Source organism: Jatrophihabitans telluris, from assembly GCF_023516435.1.
Lineage (GTDB): Bacteria > Actinomycetota > Actinomycetes > Mycobacteriales > Jatrophihabitantaceae > Jatrophihabitans_A > Jatrophihabitans_A telluris.
Genome location: NZ_CP097332.1, coordinates 2,731,418 through 2,749,662, shown reverse-complemented (window position 1 = coordinate 2,749,662; position 18,245 = coordinate 2,731,418). Strand labels below are relative to the sequence as shown.

The following is an 18,245-nucleotide window of genomic DNA, read 5'->3' as shown; positions in this document are numbered from 1 at the left end:
GGTGGGGTGCAGAATCTAGATCGCTGGTCAGCCCGAACGATGGGCGCCACCTGATCCGGAAGAAGGCATCGCCATGACCTCTGGCGTTCTCGCAAGCACGGCCGCATGAGCGGGCCTACCGGATCGAACACCGGTTCCAACGACTCCTTCGTCCACCTGCACGTCCACACCGAGTATTCGATGCTCGACGGTGCGGCGCGGCTGAAGGACCTCTTCGCGACCACCGCGGAGATGGGCATGCCGGCGCTGGCGATGACCGACCACGGCAACGTCTTCGGCGCTTACGACTTCTACCGGCAGGCCAAGGCCGCCGGCGTGAATCCCATAATCGGGATGGAGGCCTACCTCACACCCAACACCCACCGCGGCGACCGCACCCGGGTGCGCTGGAGCAACGGCGGCGAGGACGACGTATCGGGTGCCGGGGCGTTCACCCACATGACGCTGCTCGCTGAGAACACCACCGGAATGCACAACCTGTTCCGACTGTCCTCGCGGTCGAGCCTGGAAGGCTTCTTCTACAAGCCGCGAGCCGACCGCGAACTCCTGCACACCTATTCCCAGGGCTTGATCGCGACGACCGGGTGCCCCTCAGGAGAAATCCAGACCTGGCTGCGGATCGGCAACTACGACAACGCCCGTGCCAGTGCCGCGGAGTTCAGGGACATCTTCGGCAAGGACAACTTCTTCCTGGAACTGATGGATCACGGTCTGGGGATCGAGACCCGGGTCCGCGAGGGACTGATCAAACTCGGCCGGGATCTCAGCCTGCCGATGATCGCCACCAACGACCTGCACTACACCAAACCGGCCGATGCTGACGCGCACGAGGTGCTGCTGTGCGTTCAGTCGGGCAAGACCATGGCCGACCCGAACCGGTTCAAGTTCGATGCCAAGGACTTCTACCTCAAGTCGCCGGCCGAGATGCGCTCGCTCTGGGCGGACAAGTACGAGCTGCGTGAAGCCTGCGACAACACCCTGCTCATCGCCGAGCGCTGTGACGTCAGCTTCAACGAAGCGGCCAACTACATGCCGCGCTTCCCGGTCCCCGAGGGCGAGGACGAGACCTCCTGGTTCATCAAGGAGGTCGAGGCGGGTCTGCTGGACCGCTACCCGCACGGCATTCCCGACGAGGTCCGCAAGCAGGCCGACTACGAGGTCGGCGTCATCGTCCAGATGGGCTTCCCCGGCTACTTCCTCGTCGTCGCCGACTTCATCAACTGGGCCAAGAAGAACGGCATCCGGGTCGGTCCCGGCCGCGGTTCGGGCGCGGGTTCGATGGCCGCCTACGCGATGCGCATCACCGACCTGGACCCGCTGCGCCACGGCTTGATCTTCGAGCGATTCCTCAACCCCGACCGGGTGTCGATGCCCGACTTCGACGTCGACTTCGACGAACGTCGGCGGGGCGAGGTCATCCGCTACGTCAGCGACAAGTACGGCGACGACCGGGTGGCTCAGATCGTCACCTACGGCACCATCAAGGCCAAGCAGGCGGTCAAGGACGCCGCGCGGGTGCTCGGGTACCCGTTCGCGATGGGCGACCGGATCACCAAGGTCATGCCGCCCCCGGTCATGGGCAAGGACGTCCCGCTGTCGAAGATCTTCGACTCCAGCCATGAGCGCTACGGCGAGGGCGGCGAATTCCGGTCCCTGTACGAGGCCGACCCCGAAGTCAAGAAGGTCGTCGACACCGCCCAAGGTCTGGAAGGACTCAAGCGACAGTGGGGTGTCCACGCCGCGGGCGTGATCATGTCCTCCGAACCGCTCGTCGACGTCATACCGATCATGCGCCGCGAGCAGGACGGCGCGATCATCACCCAGTTCGACTACCCGTCCTGCGAGAAGCTCGGCCTTATCAAGATGGACTTCCTGGGGTTGCGAAACCTCACGATCCTCGACGACGCGGTGGCCAACATCAAGGCCAACCGCAATCACGAGCTCGTGCTGGAGGACCTCGAGCTCACCGACCAGGCGACGTACGAGCTGCTGGCCCGCGGTGACACCCTGGGGGTCTTTCAGCTCGACGGCGGACCGATGCGGGCCTTGCTCCGATCAATGCGACCGGACAACTTCGAGGACATCTCCGCGGTTCTGGCCCTGTATCGACCGGGTCCGATGGGCGCCAACTCGCACAACGAGTACGCCGATCGCAAGAACGACCGCAAGCCCGTCGTGGCGATCCATCCGGAGCTGGCCGAACCGCTCAAGGACCTGCTCGGCGACACCTACGGCCTGATCGTCTACCAGGAACAGGTCATGGCGATCGCGCAGCAGCTCGCCGGTTACACGCTCGGCGCGGCTGATCTGCTTCGTCGCGCGATGGGCAAGAAGAAGAAGTCCGAGCTGGACGCCCAGTACGAGATCTTCTCCGGTGGCATGAAGACCAACGGTTACTCAGCGGCTGCGGTCAAGGCCCTCTGGGACGTCCTGCTCCCGTTCTCCGACTATGCGTTCAACAAGGCGCACACCGCGGCCTACGGGGTGCTGTCCTACTGGACGGGCTACCTCAAGGCGAACTACCCGGCCGAGTACATGGCGGCGTTGCTGACCTCGGTCAAGGACGACAAGGACAAGATGGCTGTCTACCTGGCCGAGTGTCGGCGGATGGGCATCAAAGTGTTGCCACCTTGCGTGAACTCCTCCGACGCCAACTTCACCCCGACGGGGACGGACATCCGCTTCGGCCTGTCCGCCGTCCGCAACGTGGGCGGCAACGTGGTGTCCTCGATCGTGGCCCGCCGCAAGGAGAAGCAGAGCTATCTCGACTTCGCCGACTACCTGCGCAAGGTGGACGCGGTGGCCTGCAACAAGCGCACCGTCGAGGCCTTGATCAAGTCCGGTGCCTTCGATTCCCTCGGCCACACCCGACGCGGCCTGATCACCGTCTACGAACAGTCCATCGACGCCGTCGTCGACACGAAGAAGGCCGAAGCGATCGGGCAGTTCGACCTTTTCGGCTTCGGGACCGAGGATTCGGCCGCCGAGACAGATGTGTTCGCAGTCCGGGTGCCGGACGGGGAATGGGACAAGTCCGTGCTCCTGAACTTCGAGCGGGAGATGCTCGGGCTCTACGTTTCCGATCATCCCCTGTTCGGTGTCGAGCACATCCTCGCCACCGCGGCCGAGGTCAGCATCGCCGATCTGCAGTCCGACCTGGTCAACGACGGCCAGACGGTGACGGTCGCCGGCATTCTGTCCGGTGTCACGCGCCGGATGACCAAGGACGGTAAGCCTTGGGCCCAAGTGGCCCTGGAGGATCTCGAGGGCGCGGTCGAGGTCCTGTTCTTCCCCGCCTCCTACGCCCAGGTCGGTATGAAGATCGCCGAGGACGCGATCGTCGTGATCAAGGGCCGGGTGGACAGCCGTGAGGACACGATCCGGCTCATCGGCTCCGACCTGACACTGCCCGATCTCACCGAGGGGCCGAACGGCCCGGTCAAGTTGCAGATCGCGCCGTCGCGCTGCACGCCGCCGATGGTCGAGCGACTCCGAGACGTCCTGCGCGGCCATCCCGGCACCACGGAAGTGCACCTCGAACTCGTCAGCGGTGAGCGACGGCATCGCTACAAACTGCCCGACGCGTTGCGGGTCACCGCCTCGCCGGCGCTGATGGGTGACCTCAAGGCGCTGCTCGGGCCCAACTCGGTCGCCGGCTGAGCCCTGGGCGAACATCGTGAACCACACCCAACCCTGCGGCGTTGAACCGTCATGAGTTACGAGATCGTGCCGCCCGATCCAAAGCGTCCAGACCCGCAGGTGGGTTCGTTCGCGCAGGGTTCGGAGGCCTCGCAATGGCTGCTCCGTCGATACCTGTTGAGCCAGGCCATCGGCGCCTCGATCGTGCGCACCGTGCACTGGGCCGCGATCGCCGTGCTCGTCCTGGCCGTCGCACTGTGGTTCGGCGGTCTGAAAGTCCTCGCTGTGCTGTTCGGTCTCGTCGCCGCCGTGATCCTGCTGATCCGAATGTTGCTCTCCGGCCTCCAGCGGCGCCTGTCCGGTCTGGAGGCGATGGGTCCTGCGGGAATGCAGGTCGAACGGCTGGTCGGGCGCACACGACGGGGTCTGCGCGCCGAGCTGCGGCGAATCGGCCTGCCGTCCGCACCGTGGGGGCCGGCGTTGATCGGGCTGCGCCTGCTCCGCTCACGCAGGCGCGCCGACACCCTCGCGAGGCTTCGCAGCTTCGATCTGGGGCAGGTGGTGGACACCTCGACGCTGGACGAGTTGCACGTACTGCTGCGACGCCACACCCTCAGCTGAAGCCGAAGCGGCAGGGCAGGCCGCCCGGAGCGGCACCAGGGGCCAGAATCGTGCTGACCATCACCAGCCCTCACGTGAGCGAGACCACCGACTGTGACTGACCGCCCGGACCACCTTCGCTTCGCCGCCCCGCTCGCGGGCCGCGCCTGGCGCCTGGGCACCAAGCTGGCCGCCCGCGCGCAGGCCGGGCTGACCGTCGTCCGGGAGCGTCGTGCGAGCGTGGGCGCCGCGCCCAGCCGCGGCGTGGCCTTTGCCGGCACCGTATGGACCGGTGGCGACGCCGAGCCAACCCCCGGGGTGGTCGTTGTCGACGGTGGTGGTCGGGTCGTCGAGGTGCGGCTAGGCCCGCGCGAGACTCTGCCGCGCGACCTGCTCGTGCTCGGAGGCGAGCACCACTGGGTGGTCCCGGGAATTGTGGACGCGCACGTTCACCTGGGCTTCGACCCACGTGCCGATCCCGATCGTCCCGACAGCCCGATCAGCGGTCCCGCCTCCGGCCTGGTCGCCGTCCGCGATCTCGGAGCACCCATGCGCTGGACCCAACAGTGGCGCACCGGGCACCGGCCGATCCCCGCACATCGGCCGTTCGTCGCCGGGGCCGGCCCGGTGCTCACCGCCCCCGGCGGCTATCCGTCTCAGAGCTGGGGCGCAGACGGGTACGCCGAGTTCGTGGAGTCGCCGGCGCGGGCCCGGTCGGCCGTCCAACAGCTGGCATCGGAAGGGGTCGATCTGATCAAGGTCGCCCTGCAGGACGGCGGCTCGAGCCGCAATCCGTGGCCGGTGCTCGCGCCGGACGTATTGCGGGCGGTGGTCGACGCCGCGCACGCGCTGGGCCTGGGAGTGACCGCCCACGCGTTGAGCGCCGAGTACGTGGCCCGCGCTCTGGACGCCGGCGTGGACGAATTCGCCCACACCCCGACCGAGCGGCTGGACCCGGAACTGATCAGCAGGATCGCCGACAGCGGTACGGCGGTGGTGTCGACACTGCAGACCTTCTTCTCCGCGGGTACGGGGCGCACCGCGGCCGACAACGCCGCCGACCTCGTCGCGGCCGGGGTGGTGCTGCGCTACGGAACCGACCTCGGCAACGCGGGCACCGGCCCAGGAGTGGACCCCCGCGAGCTCGACCGCATCGCCGACACCGGTCTCGGCCGGCTCGGCGCCCTCAGAGCGGCCACCCAGGCTTCGGCCGAGGCGATCGGGATGAGGCGCAGGTTCGGTCGCATCGAGGCCGGCCAGGACGCCGCGCTGGTCCTGCTGCCGTTCAGTCCACTGGCCGAACCCGGGGTGTGGCGCACACCGGCAGCGGTGTTCTTGGGTGGACGGCTTACCGTGAGACAAGCCGACAACTCGGGCGTAGCGGCCCCACGAGCAGTACGGGAGAACCCCAGCGGATGACCGACTACCGCGTTCAGCTCGCCGACCCGCCCCCTGCCGACGTCCTTGCCTCGGACCCGCCGAGACGGTTTCGGCCGCTGCTGACGGTGCTCGGCGCGCAACTGTTGGCCGGTGTCGGGATCGGCCTCGCGTGGCTCTGGTGGTCGCCGCGAGCGGTCTCCTACCTGGTGCCGGACGCAGCGAACCGGCCGGTGATCATTCCCGCCGAGGCCGAGACCCAGATCGCCGCCGACGGCAGATTCTTCCTGCTCTGTCTGGCCGCCGGCGTGCTCACCGGCCTCGCCGGCTGGTTCCTGCTCAAGCCGCTGCGCGGGGTCCTCGTCCTGCTCTGGATAGCTGCGGCCGGGGTGCTCAGTTCGCTCGTGGCGGTCGCTGTCGGCCAGGCGCTGGCGCCGGGATCGAACAGCGGCCCGCTCAACAGCATCATCCATCCGCCGCTGCACCTGCACGCCGGTGTGCTGGTGTTCGTCCAACCGTTCCTGGCGGTTCTCGTGTACGCCGGTCTGGCCGGCCTGTCCAACGACGCGGCATTCGTCGCGCCGCCGCAGACGGCACCACTGTCGTATCCGGGAACCGACTCCGAGACGCGGCCTGACCCCGCCGATGTGGTGGCCGCGGCGTCAGCAGGCGCTGATGGCGGCCGAGAACGTGGCGGCGGTGGCCGGTATGGCGCGGAGCCGGCGAACCAGGACGGTCTCCCGGTGCAGCACCCTTCTGGCCGTGGTGAGCCGGGTCGCGGTGTCGGGACAGCTGAGTAGCTGCTGACGGTCGGCCACCGGTAACGAGGGCAACTCGGCGATGGCGTAGGACAGCGGGCGCCCCGCAATCAGCGGGACCGCCTTTTCGTCCAGTCCCTCGGGGTCGAGGCCGGCGCCGTCGGTGAGCGCGTGCAGAGCCGCCAGATGGTCCCGCCAGGCCAGCCGTGTGCTGACGCTGGCGTGGTCGCTCAGTGGTCCGTCCGGCTCGTCGAGATATTCCACCGACCCGAGCAGGTACGGCTGGCTGCCCTGGTCGAGCCCGTGGATGCGGAAACGTTGCTCGCCGAAGGCCTCCAGCTCGTAGCGGCCGTCCGGAGTCTGCCGCACGCTGCTGATCCGGGCGGTCGTCCCGATCTCGTGCAGATCGCCGACCGCACCGACCTCCCACCCGCGGCGCAGCGCCACGACGCCGAAGACCGCGGACGCGCCGACCGGATGGGTCTCGTCGTCGGGCTCGGCATCGACGCCGTCCAGCAGATCGGCCATGAGTCGGCGGTAGCGCGGTTCGAAGACCTGCAGAGCCAGCGGCATGCCTGGCACGAGCACCGTGCCGAGCGGGAACAGCGGGAGGAGCTCGAGCGGCTGGGCCGACTCGGGACGGGGTTCGGGCAGCTGCTCCTCCACGTGACTCACGGTACGGCCTGAGCGGGTAGTCCGGCATGTCGAGCAACCGAACTAGAATCCGGTTCGTGCTACGCCGAGTCGACCTCCGCCCCTCCGCCGCCGAGCAAGAACCCTCCTTCACCTCCGGCCATCGGTTGCGTCAGGTGCTGCCTCGGGCCGAGATGGACGTCGACGCGGCGATCGCCGCGGTGACCCCGGTGATCGAGGGTGTCCGCGATCGTGGCTACCCTGCCGCGCGGGAGGCGACGGCGCGCTTCGACGGTGTCGATCTGGCCGACCCCCGGGTGCCGGCCGCGGCCATCACGGACGCGCTGGCCACCCTCGACCCGGCGGTGCGCGCCGCTCTGGAGGAATCCATCCGCCGGGCGCGGATCGTGCACCGCAAACAGCGCCGGCCCACGGTCGAGGTGCAGGTCGTTGCGGGCGGCACGGTCACGGAGAAGTGGATCCCGGTCGACCGGGTGGGCCTGTACGTGCCGGGCGGCCTGGCCGTCTACCCGTCCTCGGTCGTGATGAACGTGGTGCCGGCCCAGGAAGCCGGAGTCCCGTCGCTGGTCGTGTGTTCCCCGCCCCAGAAGGAATTCGGCTCGCTGCCGCACCCGACCATTCTCGCCGCGTGCGCGCTGCTGGGCGTCGAGGAGGTCTACGCGATCGGTGGCGCGCAGGCGATCGCCCTAATGGCGTATGGCGATTCGGGGGAGGCAGACGGTCACAGTGCCGGGCGCGTGCTGATCGAGCCGGTGGACGTGGTGACGGGCCCGGGCAACATCTACGTCGCGGCCGCCAAGCGCGTGCTCCGCGGCGTCATCGGAATCGACGCCGAGGCGGGCCCGACCGAGATCGCGATCCTGGCCGACGCCAGCGCGGACCCGGCTCATGTCGCCGCCGACCTGATCAGCCAGGCCGAGCACGACCCGATGGCCGCGTCGGTCCTGGTGACCGACTCCGCCGAACTCGCCGACGCGGTGGACGCCGAGGTGTCGCGCCAGGTCCAGATCACCAAGCACACCGACCGCGTCCGGACCGCGCTGTCCGGCCCGCAGTCGGCAACCGTCCTGGTCGGCGATCTCGAGCAGGGTCTGCAGGTCGTCAACGCCTACGCCGCCGAACACCTCGAAGTGATCACGGTCGATGCCCGCAAGTGGGCCGAACGCGTTCGCAGCGCGGGCTGCATCTTCGTCGGGGCGTCCTCGCCGGTGTCGTTGGGCGACTACTGCGCGGGGTCCAACCACGTGCTGCCGACCGGCTGCACGGCCCGCCACGCATCCGGCCTGTCCGTGCAGTCCTTCCTCAAGGGCGTGCACCTGGTGGAGTACGACCACGAGGCGCTGGTGGAGGTGTCCGCTCACGTCATAGCGCTGGCCGATGCCGAGGACCTCCCGGCCCACGGCGCGGCGGTCAAGGTACGGCTGGCATGACCGGCCCGCACCCCGCGCCCGCCGAGACAGCGTCGGTCCCGGCCGACATCAGCCTCGCGGATCTGCCGCTGCGTGAAGACCTCCGCGGCGAACAGCCCTACGGCGCTCCCCAGCCCGATGTCCCCGTCAGGCTCAACGTCAACGAGAACCCCTACCCGCCGAGCGCGACGGTGATCGCCGAGATCGCCGCCGCGGTGGCCGAGGCGACGGCGTCGATCAACCGTTATCCCGATCGGGAGTTCCTGGCGTTGCGGGCCGAACTCGGGCGCTTTCTCACCGCCGACAGCGGCGGGGGCCTGGTCCGGCTGGAGCCGGAGAACATCTGGGCGGCCAACGGCTCGAACGAGATCATGCAGCAGTTGCTCCAGGCTTTCGGCGGCCCCGGCCGGACCGCGTTGTCGTTCGCGCCGACTTATTCGATGTACCCCGAGTACGCCCGCAACACCCACACCCGCTGGGTCGTAGGCCACCGCGCGGCCGATTTCAGCATCGACACCGCCCACGCGGTCGGGCTGATTTCCCAGCACCGTCCGTCCGTGGTGATCCTGACCTCGCCGAACAACCCGACGGGCACGGCGCTGCCCCTGGAGACGGTCCGCGCCGTGCTCGCGATAGCTCCCGGGGTGGTCATAGTGGACGAGGCGTACGCCGAGTTCCGCCGCGACGGGGTGCCCAGCGCGGTGAGCCTGTTGCCCGCCCACCCGCGCTTGATCGTCACCCGCACGATGAGCAAGGCCTTCGCCTACGCCGGTGGCCGGCTGGGTTATCTCGCCGCGACTCGCGCGGTGGTGGACGCAGTCCGGATCGTCCGGCTGCCCTATCACCTGTCCGCGGTTGCGCAGGCCGCCGCCCATGCCGCGTTGTCGCACCGCTCGGAGGCATTGGCCCGGGTGCAGGACCTGCGCTCGGCCCGGGACGACACCATCACGTGGTTGCGCGAGCATGGATTCAGCGCGGCGGACTCCGACGCCAACTTCGTGCTGTTCGGGCGATTCCGGGACCGGCACTCGCGCTGGCAGGGCCTGCTCGATCGCGGCGTGCTGATCCGTGAGACCGGCCCCGACGGCTGGCTGCGGGTCTCGGTCGGGACCACCGCCGAGATGGCCGCATTCCGTGCGGCGTTGCTGCAAGTGGCGCCTGGGGGCAATGAGCTTCCCGCGGTACGCGACAATGGACGGCAGGACGCCGGTGCTGATGCCGCAAGCGGATCAGCCGACCGTGCGGCGTCCCCCGCAGACGAAGGGGTAGGCAGGTGAGCCGAACCGGCCGCGTAGAGCGCACAACCGCCGAGACGAAGGTCCTGGTCGAAATCGACCTGGACGGCGCCGGCCACACGGATGTGAGTACGGGCGTCGGTTTCTACGACCACATGCTGTCCTCCTTCGGTAAACACGGCCTGTTCGACCTGACCGTCCAGGTCGAGGGCGATCTGCACATCGACTCCCACCACACGGTCGAGGACGCCGCGATCGCACTCGGACAGGCGTTCGGGGAGGCGGCCGGGGACAAGCGCGGCACCCAGCGCTTCGGTGACGCCGTGGTCCCGATGGACGAGGCACTCGTGTCGGCCGCGGTCGATCTGTCCGGCCGTCCGTACCTCGTCCACAACGAGCCTGACGGTGCTCCGGCCTACATCCTCGGACGCGACAGCTCCTACGCGACGACCCTGACCCGCCACGTTTTCGAGTCCTTCACCTATCACGCCCGGATCGCGCTGCATGTGAGCGTGCACGCCGGCCGCGACTGGCACCACATCACCGAGGCGCAGTACAAGGCGGTGGCACGGGCGTTGCGTGCCGCGGTCGAGCCGGATCCGCGGCAGAGCGGTGTGCCCTCGACCAAGGGTGTGTTGTAGGCCGGTGGAGATCGTCGTTCTCGACTACGGGTCGGGCAACGTCCGCTCTGCCGTGCGCGCACTGGAGAAGGTCGGTTCGGCCCTCGATTCCCACGAGGTATCGATCCGGCTGACCGCGGATCGGGCAGCGGCGGTGGCGGCCGACGGTCTGGTGGTTCCCGGGGTCGGCGCGTTCGCCGCGTGCATGGCCGGCCTGGGCCGGGTGGACGCGGCCGGCATCCTCGCCGAGCGCCTTGCCGACGCCCGCCCCGTGCTGGGCATCTGCGTCGGGATGCAGGTGCTGTTCGCCGACGGCATCGAGCACGGGGTCCACACCGACGGACTCGGACTGCTGCCCGGGCGCGTCCAGCCGCTGCGGGCGCCGGTGGTGCCACACATGGGCTGGAACACCGTGACGCCCCCGGCCGGGTCGGTCCTGTTCGAGGGAATCGAACCCGGCACCCGCTTCTACTTCGTCCACTCCTACGCGGTGCCGGCTCCGGATCCCGCTTCGCCCTACCTCGCCACGCTCACCGAGCACGGCGACCGTTTCGTCGCGGCCGCCGAGCACGGCGTGCTCTCGGCGACGCAGTTCCATCCGGAGAAGTCCGGAGCCGCCGGCCAGGCGCTGTTGCGCAACTGGATCCGATCGGTGGCCGCGCGGCTGGCCGGTCCACACCCGCCCCAGGCATCGCCCCCGGCCCGTAGTCACCCCGCGTCGAACGAGAATATCCCTGCTGAACAAGGAGAATCATGACTTTGGTGTTGCTGCCGGCGGTTGACGTAGCCGGCGGCCAGGCGGTGCGCCTCGTGCAGGGCGCGGCCGGCAGCGAGACCTCCTACGGCAGCCCGCTGGACGCCGCGCTGCAGTGGCAGAGCGACGGAGCGCAATGGGTGCATCTCGTCGACCTGGACGCGGCCTTCGGACGGGGGAGCAACCGCGACCTGCTCGCCGAGGTCGTGGGGCGCCTGGACGTCGCGGTCGAGCTCTCCGGCGGGATCCGCGACGACGCAACGCTCGAGGCCGCGCTGGCCACCGGGTGCGCACGCGTGAACCTGGGAACGGCCGCCATGGAATCGCCCGACTGGGTGCGTTCGGCCATCGCTCGGCACGGGGACAAGATCGCCGTCGGACTCGACGTCCGGGGAACGACCCTGGCTGCCCGCGGCTGGACGTCCGAGGGCGGCGACCTGTACGAGGCGCTGGCCCGGCTCGATGCCGACGGCTGCGCGCGATACGTCGTCACCGACGTACACCGCGATGGCACGCTGACCGGCCCGAACCTGCAACTGCTGCGCGAGGTCACCGCTGCGACCCCGCGGCCCGTCGTCGCCTCCGGCGGCGTGTCGTCCCTGGATGATCTTCGGGCGATCGCCTCGCTCGGCGTGAACGGAGTCGAAGCTGCGATCGTCGGCAAGGCCCTGTACGCGGGAGCGTTCACGCTGCCCGAGGCCTTGGCGGCCGTGGCAGAAGCCGGTTAGAGGCAGCCGGGGGCACGCCATGTAGTGGGGAGGTGACCCTCGGCCGCTACATCTGGTGACAATTGGTTGCGCAGAGTAGCTAACGCTGGGGCCCCACCGGCCGATCGGAAACCACGTCGCGCGAAAACAGCTCCGTGGCCGATCTCTGAGGACCCGATTCATGCCTTGCTCGCAGACCCGTCGCCAGCGTCCCGGCTTCGTCCGGTTTCGCGGGCCGCTGACCGCGCTAGCCGTGCTCGCCCTCGCCGGGACCGCGGCCATGGTGGCTGGCCCCCCGGCGGTCGCCGCGCCGCTCAATTCCTCACCGGCGCCGGTCAGTCAGCCCCGGCTGAGCACGGGGATGTCCGGTGCTGGGTTGTCCGGTGCTGGGCCGATCAGCGTCGGACCCCTCCGCACCCCCGGCGACGGTTCGACGCTGTCCGTCACCTCCGTCAAACGCATCAAGGCTCCGGCCGGAATGCCCAGCGCGATTGAACCGCTGGCCACCTACGTCGGCCAGACCTCCTGCCAGCCCGCGTTCCGCCCGGGCACGCTCGCCCTCGGCCGGCTCCTGGTCCGGACGTACCCCGACACCAGCTTCGGCGGGGACTACGCCTGCGGAACGGACGGATCTCGCAGCGAGCACTACGAGGGACGCGCGGTCGACTGGATGAACTCGGTCCGCACCGCCACCGGCAGGGCCCAGGCCAACGCCGTCATCAAGTCGCTGCTGGCCACCGATTCCGCCGGCCACACCTTCGCCCTCGCCCGGCGCATGGGCGTCATGTACATCATCTGGAACAACCGCATGTGGGGCGCCTGGAGCGGCAAGTGGGAGGCCTACAACGGTTGTTCCAAGACGCCGCAGAAGTCGCTCGACTCTGCCTGCCATCGAAACCACATGCACATCTCGCTGTCGTGGGACGGTGCGCTGGGCAAGACCTCGTTCTTCAGCAGGCACGTCGTCACCACCACCGACTACGGTCCCTGCCGGATGCCGGATCTCAACTGGGCGTCCAACTACAAGGGCGTCAACACCCAGGGCTGCCGCGATTACCCCAAGGTGGGTGCTCCGGCACATTCCTCCGCCGTGATGCGGCAACTCGTCCAGTATTCCGGCATCAGCATGGACCGCGGCAGCACGGGTCCCGCGGTGGCAGCTGTTCAGGCCGCGCTGGGGCTCGACGTCACCTCGGTCTTCGACGCCCGCACCGCGAGCCGGATCGTGGCGTTCAAGAAGCTGCGCCGGCTCGGCCACACCACCGGCGTCAACGTCCCCACGTGGCGCGCGTTGCTGGCGGCGAAGAAGCCGAAGAAGTAGGTGCGTTCTGCTCCGCACAGCCTGAGGGGAGGGTGCGCGGCGGGTACGGCAGAATGGGGGCCATGCCAGTAGCCGTCCGGGTGATCCCGTGTCTCGACGTGGACGCGGGGCGGGTGGTCAAGGGCGTGAACTTCGTCGGCCTGCGCGATGCGGGCGACCCGGTCGAGCTGGCGCGTCGCTACGACGCCGAGGGAGCCGACGAACTCACCTTTCTCGACATCACCGCCTCGTCGGCGGGACGTGAGACGACGTACGACATCGTCCGCCGGACGGCCGAGCAGGTCTTCATTCCGCTCACCGTCGGCGGGGGTGTGCGCTCGGTCGGGGATGTCGACGCCCTACTGCGGGCGGGCGCGGACAAGGTCGGCGTGAACACCGCCGCCATCGCTCGACCGAGTCTGCTCGCCGAGATCGCCGAGCGGTTCGGGCGCCAGGTGCTGGTGCTCTCAGTGGACGCGCGGCGAGTTCCTGCGGGCGAACGGCCGACGCCGTCCGGTTTCGAAGTCACCACGCACGGGGGTCGGCAGGGCACGGGGATCGACGCTCTCGACTGGGCTGCGCGAGCCGCCGACCTCGGCGCCGGGGAGATCCTGCTCAACTCGATGGACGCCGACGGCACGCGGGACGGCTTCGACCTGGAACTCATCCGCCTGGTTCGGGCCGTCGTGTCGGTGCCGGTGATCGCCAGCGGCGGCGCGGGCAAGGCCGAGGACTTCGCGCCGGCGGTCGCCGCGGGCGCGGACGCGGTCCTTGCGGCGAGCGTGTTCCATTTCGCCACGGTGAGCATCGGCGAGGTCAAGGCCGAGCTGGCCTCCCACGGCGTGACGGTTCGCTGAGCCGCCTCGATGACGTCCGAAATAACGGCCGACGGCACGACCGAATCGAATCAGATCGGGGAGCGCGATCGGGAAGGTGACCGCCCGGCGGCCAAGCACGCCAATCTTGCCTTGTTCGCATTGGCCATCGGCGGTTTCGCGATCGGCACCGGTGAGTTCGTCTCGATGGGCTTGTTGCCCAACATCGCGGCGGGCGTCAACATCAGCATCCCGCAGGCCGGACACGTCATTTCGGCCTATGCCATCGGGGTCATGGTCGGTGCGCCACTGATCGCCGCCTTCGCGGCCAAGTGGCCGCGCAAGCGTCTGTTGTGGGTGCTGATGGCGGCCTTCGTGCTGGGCAACCTGGCCTCCGCGGTGGCGCCGAACTATCCGACTCTGCTGCTGGCGCGCTTCTTCTCGGGTCTGCCACACGGCGCCTTCTTCGGCATCGGCGCGGTCGTCGGTGCTTCGTTGGTGGCGCCGACCCGGCGCGCGTGGGCGGTGTCGATGATGATGAGCGGCCTGACGGTGGCCAACGTGGTCGGCGTCCCCGCGACGACCTATCTGGGCCAGGTGCTGAGCTGGCGCTGGCCTTACGCCGCCGTAGGAATCCTGGCCATGCTCACCCTGGCCGCGGTGCTGTTCTGGGTGCCCGGGCGCCCACCCGAGGCCGACGCCACGATCGGGTCCGAGCTCAGTGCGCTGCGGCAGCGGCAGGTCTGGCTCGCCTTGCTGGTGGGCACGGTCGGCTTCGGCGGCATGTTCGCCACCTACTCATACATCACCCCGACGATGACTACCCTGGCGGGCTTCAGCGAGACGGCCGTGACCGGCTTGCTCGCGGTCTACGGGGTGGGCATGACGATCGGGGTCATCATCGGTGGCCGGTTGGCCGACCGGGCTCTGATGCCGTCGCTGTACGGCGGCCTCGTGCTATCAGCGATCGTTCTGTTCGGCTTCGGCGTCGTCGTCCACACCAAACCGGGTGCGGTACTCGCGGTACTCGTTCTGGGCCTGTCCGGGTCGCTGCTGATCCCAATCCTGCAGACACGGCTCATGGACGTGGCTCGGGAGGGCCAGTCGCTGGCAGCAGCGCTGAACCACTCGACGCTCAATCTGGCCAATGCCCTCGGTGCGTGGCTCGGCGGCGTGGTCCTCGACGCGGGTCTGGGCTACGAGTGGCCCAGCAGGGTCGGCGGATTCCTCGCTCTGGCCGGTCTTGCCGTGGCCCTGGTTTCCGGACGTCTGGATCGGCAGGCGGCGGATCGGGTCACGGCCACCGAGGGCGCCCGGGCGCGCCGAGGTGTGGGCTGAGCGAGCGAGCCGGCCAGATATGCGGCACCATGAGTACCGGGTAAGTCGCCAGTCCACCCCGAAGACCGAGGAGTCGGCCCGCCAATGAAAGCCCGGGAGAGCACCGAGCGAGCGCCACGATCGCTGGACCCGAACCGGACACCCGGGACCGTCATCGGGGCGGTTGCGGCCGGCACCGTCGTTGTCCCTTTCCTGATCGTCTACGCGCTGTTGTTCATCGCTCGCGGAACCTTCGTACCGGTGGCGCAGCCGGACATCACCAATTCTCGTGCAGGTGAAACCGCCGCCGGCGTGATCGCGCTGGTCTTCCTTTTCGTCGTGTTCGCGGGCATGGGGCGACTGCTCAACGGCCGCGGGCGCTGGCTGTTCATCGGCGGCCAACTCCTGGCTCTGGCGATCTCGGTGGACTTCCTGGTCGATACCTCTACCGGTGATCCGCAGGTTCCGGCAGCCGTGCTGATCGGCGCGGCGGTGGCGATCGTGCTGGCTTTGGTGCCGACGTCGTGGGCGTGGGTTCGGGGCAGCGGCGGAAACGAATCGGCTGCGGACTAGCGCATAGCTCATTCACAGACGAAGCTCAGTACATGCCTACCAGCACAATGCAGGCTCACAGCATGAGTTCATCGCTTGCTGCAGCTCAACCCGCCGCCGCTTCACGCACCAAGCGGAAGGTCCTCGTCGTCGACGACGAGGAAAATGTCGTCCACCTCGTCGCCTCGGCTCTTCGCTTCGACGGCTTCGAGGCGGTGACCGCCGACAACGGCAACTCGGCCTTGTCCGCCGTCGCCGAGCACAACCCTGATCTGGTCGTCCTCGACGTGATGATGCCTGGTTTGGACGGGCACGCAGTCCTGCAGAATCTCCGCTCCGCCGGCTCCACCGTGCCGGTGATCTTCCTGACTGCGCGCGACACCGCCAACGACCGCATCAACGGATTGCGGGCCGGTGCCGACGACTACGTGGTCAAGCCGTTCAGCGTCGAGGAACTGCTGGCTCGGGTGCACGCCGTACTTCGGCGGACCGCGGCCGACGAGGATCGGCCCGTCCTCAAGGTCGCCGACCTCGAACTGGACGAGAGCAGTCACGAGGTGACCCGCGGGGGTGAGGAGATCCACCTGACCGCCACTGAGTTCGAGCTGCTGCGTTACCTGATGCGCAACGAACGGGTCGTGCTGTCCAAGGCGCAGATCCTGGACCGCGTATGGAAATACGATTTCCAGGGCCAATCAAACATCGTCGAGCTCTACATTGGATACCTGCGCAAGAAGGTCGATGCAGTGGAGCCGAAGTTGATTCACACGGTTCGTGGGGCGGGTTACGTCATCAAGGCACCGAGGGTGTGACCCAACCGCCCCCTCAGCTCACGGAGATCTCCGACGCCCCTTTGGACTCCGATCATTTCGACCTGTCCACCTCGGGGGGCTCGGCGCGTCCCGGGCTGGGGTGGGCGCCACCGCCTGCTCCGACTCCGGCGCAGCGAATTCCGTGGTGGCGGCATCTGGTGCCCCGGACGATCGCCGGACGACTGCTCGCTTTCGTCGTCACCCTGGTGATCCTGGTCGTCACCAGCATCGGAGCGGCGACGTATCTGGCATTGCGGCCGGTCCTGTACGACAAGCTCGACCAACAGTTGTCCACCGCCGCCAACGCCGAGGCCCTCAAACAGATCCTCAATTCCGGCAACTCCTCGGTGGTCGGCGGCGCGCAGGACATCTGGATCAGCTTCATCTTCGACAACGGGACCACGGCTATCACGCTGTCGAGCCACGCGGGTATCCATACCCTTCGCCTGTCACCTGACGCCGAACAGCGGCTGACCTCCGATCCCACGAAGCCCCATACGGTCTCCACGACCGACGGCGTCGAACTGCGCGCGCTCGCGGTGCCGCTGGACTACGTGAACCTGAGCCAGCCAGGTGGGTACGGGCTGGTCGGGATCTCCACCCAATACGTGCGTGACACTCTCGGACGGCTGCTGGCCCTCGAGGTGGCGATCGGGGCCGCGGCGGTGGCCATCGCCGCCGGGGCGACCGCGTGGGGTGTGCGGGTGGGGCTGCGGCCGCTGTACCGGGTGACGCGTACCGCGCAGGAGGTCACCGCCGAGCTCGGACCGGACGGCGAGGGTCTGGACCGGCGCGTCGACGTGGCGGATCCGACCACTGAGGTCGGGCAGGTCGCCTCGTCGGTGAACACCCTGCTGGAGGCGGTTCAAACGGAGTTCGCCGCGCGGGTGTCGAGCGAGGATCGGATGCGGCAGTTCCTGGCCGACGCCTCCCACGAACTGCGCACGCCGCTGACCTCGATCCGGGGCTATGCCGAGTTGTCGCGGCTGCAGGGCCGGCACTTCAACGATCCCGACGATCCGATGCTGCGCATCGAGGTCGAGGGCACGCGGATGTCGCGGTTGGTCGAGGACCTGCTCGTGCTGGCTCGCGGCGATGACCGCAGCGCGGAGGTCCTCAGGGAGGCCGTCGAGGTCGACATGTTGCTGGCCGACGCCGTGTCCAGTGTGCGTTCGGCGCATCCCGAACGGGCCTTCGAGCTTGCCGAATCGGGGGGCGCCGTCGTCCTGGGCGACCGCGATCAGCTCGTACGGCTGCTGGTGAATCTGCTCAACAATGCCGCTGTCCACACGTCGCCGGACGGGCCGATCCGCCTCGAGGGGGTGCGCGGCTCCACCGCTGCCGGCCCGGCGGTTGCCCTTCGGGTCATCGATCGCGGTCCCGGTCTTCCGCCGGAGGAGGCAGAGCACGTCTTCGAACGGTTCTGGCGCGCCGACAAGGCTCGTAGCCGCGCCCGCGGCGGCAGTGGTCTGGGCATGGCGATCGTCGCGCAGATCGCCGAGGCGCACGCCGGCACGGTGGACTTCACCTCCTCCGTCGAACGCGGAACCGTCGTCACCGTGCTCCTGCCGCTGGCCGGCGTTTCGGCCGTCGATCTCTGAGACGTGGCGCCGAGCGGTGCCCTCTCGTTGGCCCCGTCGGTTCGCTGCCGTGCCGCAGGAGCCCTCCCGTCCACAGTCGGTTCACCTCACGGGGC

The 18,245-nt window shown here is 68.8% G+C and carries 15 protein-coding genes; 14 read left to right on the top strand and 1 reads right to left on the bottom strand.

Features of this window, described 5'->3' with window-relative positions:
• Positions 1 to 105 precede the first annotated feature (105 nt).
• From dnaE to M6D93_RS12775, 3 genes are all read left to right on the top strand, one after another.
• The gene (dnaE, locus tag M6D93_RS12785) at positions 106 to 3,660 is read left to right on the top strand and encodes a DNA polymerase III subunit alpha (RefSeq protein WP_249769634.1); all 3,555 of its coding nucleotides are present in this window, start codon (positions 106 to 108) and stop codon (positions 3,658 to 3,660) included.
• Positions 3,661 to 3,711: 51 nt separating this feature from the next.
• Positions 3,712 to 4,260 carry a hypothetical protein gene (locus tag M6D93_RS12780; protein ID WP_249769633.1) on the top strand — a complete coding sequence of 183 codons (549 nt, stop codon included), beginning with the start codon at positions 3,712 to 3,714 and terminating at the stop codon, positions 4,258 to 4,260.
• Between the two features lie 93 nt (positions 4,261 to 4,353).
• The gene (locus M6D93_RS12775) at positions 4,354 to 5,658 is read left to right on the top strand and encodes an amidohydrolase family protein (protein WP_249769632.1); all 1,305 of its coding nucleotides are present in this window, start codon (positions 4,354 to 4,356) and stop codon (positions 5,656 to 5,658) included.
• 620 nt (positions 5,659 to 6,278) lie between these two features.
• Here the strand turns inward: M6D93_RS12775 and M6D93_RS12770 are convergent.
• A complete protein-coding gene (locus M6D93_RS12770; RefSeq protein WP_249769631.1) occupies positions 6,279 to 7,040 on the bottom strand; it encodes an LON peptidase substrate-binding domain-containing protein in 762 nt (253 codons plus the stop codon).
• Between the two features lie 65 nt (positions 7,041 to 7,105).
• Between M6D93_RS12770 and hisD the strand changes: the two genes are divergently transcribed.
• The 11 genes from hisD to M6D93_RS12715 all read left to right on the top strand — a co-directional run bounded on the left by hisD (position 7,106) and on the right by M6D93_RS12715 (position 18,150).
• Positions 7,106 to 8,458: a histidinol dehydrogenase gene (gene hisD, locus M6D93_RS12765; protein WP_249769630.1), complete on the top strand. Its 1,353-nt coding sequence runs from the start codon at positions 7,106 to 7,108 to the stop codon at positions 8,456 to 8,458.
• Entirely contained in the window at positions 8,455 to 9,714 is a 1,260-nt protein-coding gene (locus tag M6D93_RS12760) for a histidinol-phosphate transaminase (protein WP_249769628.1), read from the top strand. The genes hisD and M6D93_RS12760 overlap by 4 nt, the downstream gene beginning before the upstream one ends.
• Positions 9,711 to 10,313, top strand: a complete 603-nt coding sequence (gene hisB, locus M6D93_RS12755; protein WP_249769626.1) for an imidazoleglycerol-phosphate dehydratase HisB — start codon at positions 9,711 to 9,713, stop codon at positions 10,311 to 10,313. Before M6D93_RS12760 ends, hisB begins: the two co-directional genes overlap by 4 nt.
• 10 nt (positions 10,314 to 10,323) lie before the next feature.
• On the top strand, positions 10,324 to 11,049 hold the full coding sequence (gene hisH / locus M6D93_RS12750; RefSeq protein ID WP_430667235.1) for an imidazole glycerol phosphate synthase subunit HisH: 726 nt from the start codon (positions 10,324 to 10,326) through the stop codon (positions 11,047 to 11,049).
• Positions 11,046 to 11,774 (top strand): bifunctional 1-(5-phosphoribosyl)-5-((5-phosphoribosylamino)methylideneamino)imidazole-4-carboxamide isomerase/phosphoribosylanthranilate isomerase PriA, encoded by a 729-nt coding sequence (gene priA, locus M6D93_RS12745; protein ID WP_249769623.1) that lies wholly within the window; start codon positions 11,046 to 11,048, stop codon positions 11,772 to 11,774. The genes hisH and priA overlap by 4 nt, the downstream gene beginning before the upstream one ends.
• Positions 11,775 to 11,934: 160 nt before the next feature.
• A complete protein-coding gene (locus M6D93_RS12740) occupies positions 11,935 to 13,074 on the top strand; it encodes a VldE C-terminal domain-containing protein (protein ID WP_249769622.1) in 1,140 nt (379 codons plus the stop codon).
• Positions 13,075 to 13,136: 62 nt separating this feature from the next.
• Positions 13,137 to 13,910 (top strand): imidazole glycerol phosphate synthase subunit HisF, encoded by a 774-nt coding sequence (hisF, locus tag M6D93_RS12735; RefSeq protein ID WP_249769621.1) that lies wholly within the window; start codon positions 13,137 to 13,139, stop codon positions 13,908 to 13,910.
• A gap of 9 nt (positions 13,911 to 13,919) precedes the next feature.
• Positions 13,920 to 15,206: an MFS transporter gene (locus M6D93_RS12730; protein WP_249769620.1), complete on the top strand. Its 1,287-nt coding sequence runs from the start codon at positions 13,920 to 13,922 to the stop codon at positions 15,204 to 15,206.
• Positions 15,207 to 15,290: 84 nt separating this feature from the next.
• Complete coding sequence (locus M6D93_RS12725) at positions 15,291 to 15,758, top strand: hypothetical protein (RefSeq protein ID WP_249769619.1); 468 nt, start codon at positions 15,291 to 15,293, stop codon at positions 15,756 to 15,758.
• A 62-nt stretch (positions 15,759 to 15,820) separates the two neighbouring features.
• Positions 15,821 to 16,549 carry a response regulator transcription factor gene (locus M6D93_RS12720; RefSeq protein ID WP_249769618.1) on the top strand — a complete coding sequence of 243 codons (729 nt, stop codon included), beginning with the start codon at positions 15,821 to 15,823 and terminating at the stop codon, positions 16,547 to 16,549.
• Positions 16,546 to 18,150: a sensor histidine kinase gene (locus M6D93_RS12715; RefSeq protein ID WP_249769617.1), complete on the top strand. Its 1,605-nt coding sequence runs from the start codon at positions 16,546 to 16,548 to the stop codon at positions 18,148 to 18,150. The genes M6D93_RS12720 and M6D93_RS12715 overlap by 4 nt, the downstream gene beginning before the upstream one ends.
• The last annotated feature ends 95 nt before the right edge of the window (positions 18,151 to 18,245 follow it).